Here is a 3946-nt window from a genome sequence, read left to right on the forward strand (position 1 = left end):
GGGGGGGCGGTTCTCGCGTATCCGGGCACTGGGCGGGCTATGGCCGGTCCAGCGGCTCGCCGTAGGGGTAGCCCACCCAGGCACCAGCGCCAAGTTCGGGGCAATGGCGTTCGGCGCCGTGGCGCGTGCACGAGGCGTCGGCGGGATACCGGTGCCCTTGCAGCAATTTATCGGCCTCGGCCCAGCCTAGGCCGGAGACTTCCCGCCCGTCGGCGTAGCGCAGGGCGTAGCTGAAATAGCGGTACCTGATCCTGATTAGCCGCCGGATCCCTTGCTGCGCGGTGGCTTGCACCGCAATCGGCATCTGCAGACTCATGTCCCCAGTATTCCATGCGGCCACCAGCCACCGCCTTCCCTTAGAATCGGGCAGGCGCTCCAGCAGCGCTGCGCGCGCCGCGGCATCGGCAGCATTGGCACGTGCGGGCGGGCGGGCCCCAGGCAGCTTCGGGGTAATCCATTGGGATGATTTTGCGTGCTTTACATCTCCCGGTGACTGTTGAGCAATGGCAACCAACTAAAGTTGAGATCAGCCCTTCCCACTGCGACACAGCAAGGACCACACCCGCATGCAGCGCTTGGCCATCTTGTCATTGAAAAACCGGGCGCTCATTGCGCTCATCACGGTTTTCGCCGCCGTCTTCGGCGTGATTTCCATGGGATCACTCAAGCAGGAGCTGATCCCCGCCCTGGAATTCCCCCAGATCTCGGTCATGGCAACCCAAATGGGCTCCAGCCCCGAGGTGATCGACGAGCAGGTGGCCGAGCCGCTGGAAACCGCTTTGCAGGCAGTTGAGGGCCTGGAATCCTCCACCGCTACCTCGCAGACCGGCTTCACCCGCATCTCGCTGACCTTCGAATACGGCACGGACATGGATCGTGCCCGGACCCAGGTGGAACGGGCCATTGCCAATTCCAAGGCCCAGCTTCCCGAGGATGTCGAGCCCACCGCCTTCGCCGGCTCCATCGCGGACTTCCCGGTCCTGGCCCTGGCAGTCTCCTCGGACCAGTCCCTGGAAGCGCTCAACGACGACGTGGAGCGCCTGACCCTGCCCAAGCTGCAGAAGATCGAGGGGGTCCGCGAGGCCTCGGTCTCCGGTGGCGCCTCCCAGCACATTGCGGTGATCCCGAAAGACGACCAGATGCGCGATGCCGGCCTGGCCGTCACGGATCTGAAGGACGGCATCGAGAACGCCGGCTCCCCCATGCCCATTGGCAACATGGACGTCGATGGCCTGGAACTGCCGGTCATCGCCGGCTCCACCCCGGACAGCTTGGAGGCCATCAAGGAGATCCCGCTGGTCACCGATGGCGGTCCGGTGCTGCTCAAGGACGTCGCCGAGGTCTCGGTCAAGGCCGATGAGGCCACCAGCATTACCCGCACCAACGGCGAGGAGACCCTGTCCATCCAGGTCACCAAGACTCCCGATGGAGACACGGTAGCCATTTCGCACGCGGTCACCGCAATGCTTGCCGAGCTGGAGTCAGAGCTGGGCCACAAGGCCACCATGACCACGATCTTCGACCAGGCGCCCTTCATCGAGGACTCGATCAAGCATCTGGCGCTGGAAGGAGCCCTGGGCTTGGGCTTCGCGGTGATCATCATCTTGGTGTTCCTGTTCTCGGTACGCTCCACCCTGGTCACCGCGATCTCCATTCCGCTGTCCCTGATGGCCACCTTCATCGGGATGAATGCCTTTGGATACACGCTGAACATGCTGACCTTGGGCGCCTTGACCATTTCCATTGGCCGCGTGGTGGATGACTCGATTGTGGTGATCGAGAACATCAAGCGCCACCTGTCCCATGGCGAATCCAAGGCGCAGTCGATCCTGCTGGCGGTCAAGGAAGTGGCCGGCGCCATTACCGCGGCGACCCTGACCACCGTGGCGGTCTTCTTGCCGATCGCCCTGGTGGGCGGCATGGCCGGCGAACTGTTCAGCCCGTTCGCGCTGACCATGACCATCGCGCTGCTGGCGTCGCTGCTGGTATCGCTGACCATTGTTCCGGTACTGGCGTACTGGTTCCTGCCGCACCGCCCGGGCAGCGGCGAAACCCATACCGTGCATGTGGCCGAAGACAAGTCGTGGTTGCAGCGTGCCTACATTCCGGTGCTGGAAGGGACCCAGAAGCACCCGGTCATCACCTTGCTGGCCTCAGTGCTGGTCCTTGCCGGCACCGTGGCCATGACCCCGCTGCTGAACACCAACCTGCTGGGCTCCACCGGCGAGAACTCGATTTCCATCACCGCCAAGATGCCTTCGGGCACCTCCATGGAAACCACCGAAAAGCAAGCGGCAAAAATCGAGACCGGGCTCGCTGAGATCGAGGGAATCGAAGATGTCCAGCTGACCGTGGGCACCGCCAGCGGCATGGCTGCCATGTTCTCCTCCGGCTCGGATACCGCAAGCTTCACCGTGATCACCAATGCCGATGCCGACCAGGAAGCGCTGACGAACACGGTTCGCGAGCAGGTGGAAGGCCTGGACCTGGCCGAGGACCTGGACCTGAGCTTCGGCTCGAACTCCTCGGCCATGATGTCCAGCGATGTCACCATCGAGATCAAGGCCCCGGACGAGGGGATCCTGCGCGAGGCGACCTCCACGATGCGCGAAGCACTGGAAGGGACCGCGAACGTCACCGAAATCTTCGATAACCTTTCTGCCGAACGCGAGCAGGTGTCCATCGATATCGATGCGCAGAAGGCTGCCGAGGCGGGATTGACCGAGACCCAGCTCGCTGGCATGGTCGCTTCGCAGGTCTCCCCTGTTCCGGCAGGCACCTTGCGCCTGGACTACACCGACATGACGGTGCAGATCGGCGAGGGGATGGACCTGGACAGCCTGGCGAAGCTGCGCGAGCTGCAGATCCCTACCGCCACCGGCATCAGGGAACTGCAGGATCTGGCCACCGTTGAGCGTGCCAAGGTGGTCCAGCAGGTCACCACCTCCAACGGCGAGCGTATCGCTACGGTCACCCTGGCTCCGGTGGAGAACATGCTCGGAGAGGTGTCCAAGGACGTCGCCGCGAGCCTGGACTCGGTGCAGCTGCCCGAGGGCGCCACCGCGGAGATCGGCGGCGCGGCAACCGAGCAGGCCGAGTCCTTCAACCAGCTGTACCTGGCGCTGCTGGCAGCCATCGCGATTGTCTACGTGATCATGGTGGCCACCTTCAAGTCGCTGATCCAGCCGCTGATCCTGCTGGTCTCGATTCCCTTCGCGGCGACCGGCGCTATCGGCCTGCTGCTGATCTCGGGGATCCCGCTGGGTTTGCCTTCGCTGATCGGCATGCTGATGCTGGTGGGCATCGTGGTGACCAACGCGATTGTGCTGATCGACCTGATCAACCAGTACCGCCAGGACAGCGCCGAGCGTCCGGCCATGTCCCTGGAGGATGCCATCATGCACGGCGCCCGCCAGCGCCTGCGCCCGATCCTGATGACCGCCCTGGCTACCATCTTCGCGCTGGTGCCGATGGGCCTGGGCCTGACCGGCCAGTCCGGATTCATCTCCCAGCCGCTGGCCGTGGTGGTGATCGGCGGCCTGGTCTCGTCCACCGTGCTCACCCTGATCCTGGTGCCGGTGCTCTACCGCTTGGTCGAGTCCCGCAAGGAGAAGAACGCCAAGGCCCGCCGCGCGCGCAAGCATTCGGCGCAGCAGCATACCGCTGCCCAGGACCTGTCCCGGGCGATGGATAGCGCCAGCGCCAAGATCGTTCCGGGCGCTGCGCCAGAAGCCGCGGCCACGGAGGCCTCGAAGACCGCGGATGCCGGGAAGAGCCCCGCGGCTAAGCCCGCGCCTGCCGAAGCCACTGGCCAGGTCGTCAACCCGTTGACCGGCCAGATCCCGGTCTCGCGCAAGGAACGCCGGGCCTTCGAAGAGCTGATGAAGCAGGCACCGCCAAAGCCCAACGACTAGGCTTTGGCGACGCTATGACTCGGGGCTGCAAC

At 64.5% G+C, this 3946-nt stretch carries 2 protein-coding genes; one reads left to right on the top strand and one right to left on the bottom strand.

The annotated features are described in order from the left end of the window. Positions 1 to 37: 37 nt before the first annotated feature. Positions 38 to 316: a hypothetical protein gene (locus tag ACNPM8_RS18135; protein WP_448940391.1), complete on the bottom strand. Its 279-nt coding sequence runs from the start codon at positions 314 to 316 to the stop codon at positions 38 to 40. A 250-nt stretch (positions 317 to 566) separates the two neighbouring features. Between ACNPM8_RS18135 and ACNPM8_RS18140 the strand changes: the two genes are divergently transcribed. Beyond that, positions 567 to 3914: an efflux RND transporter permease subunit gene (locus tag ACNPM8_RS18140; protein ID WP_448940392.1), complete on the top strand. Its 3348-nt coding sequence runs from the start codon at positions 567 to 569 to the stop codon at positions 3912 to 3914. Positions 3915 to 3946 lie beyond the last annotated feature (32 nt).

It is taken from the genome of Glutamicibacter sp. AGC46 (assembly GCF_053543715.1).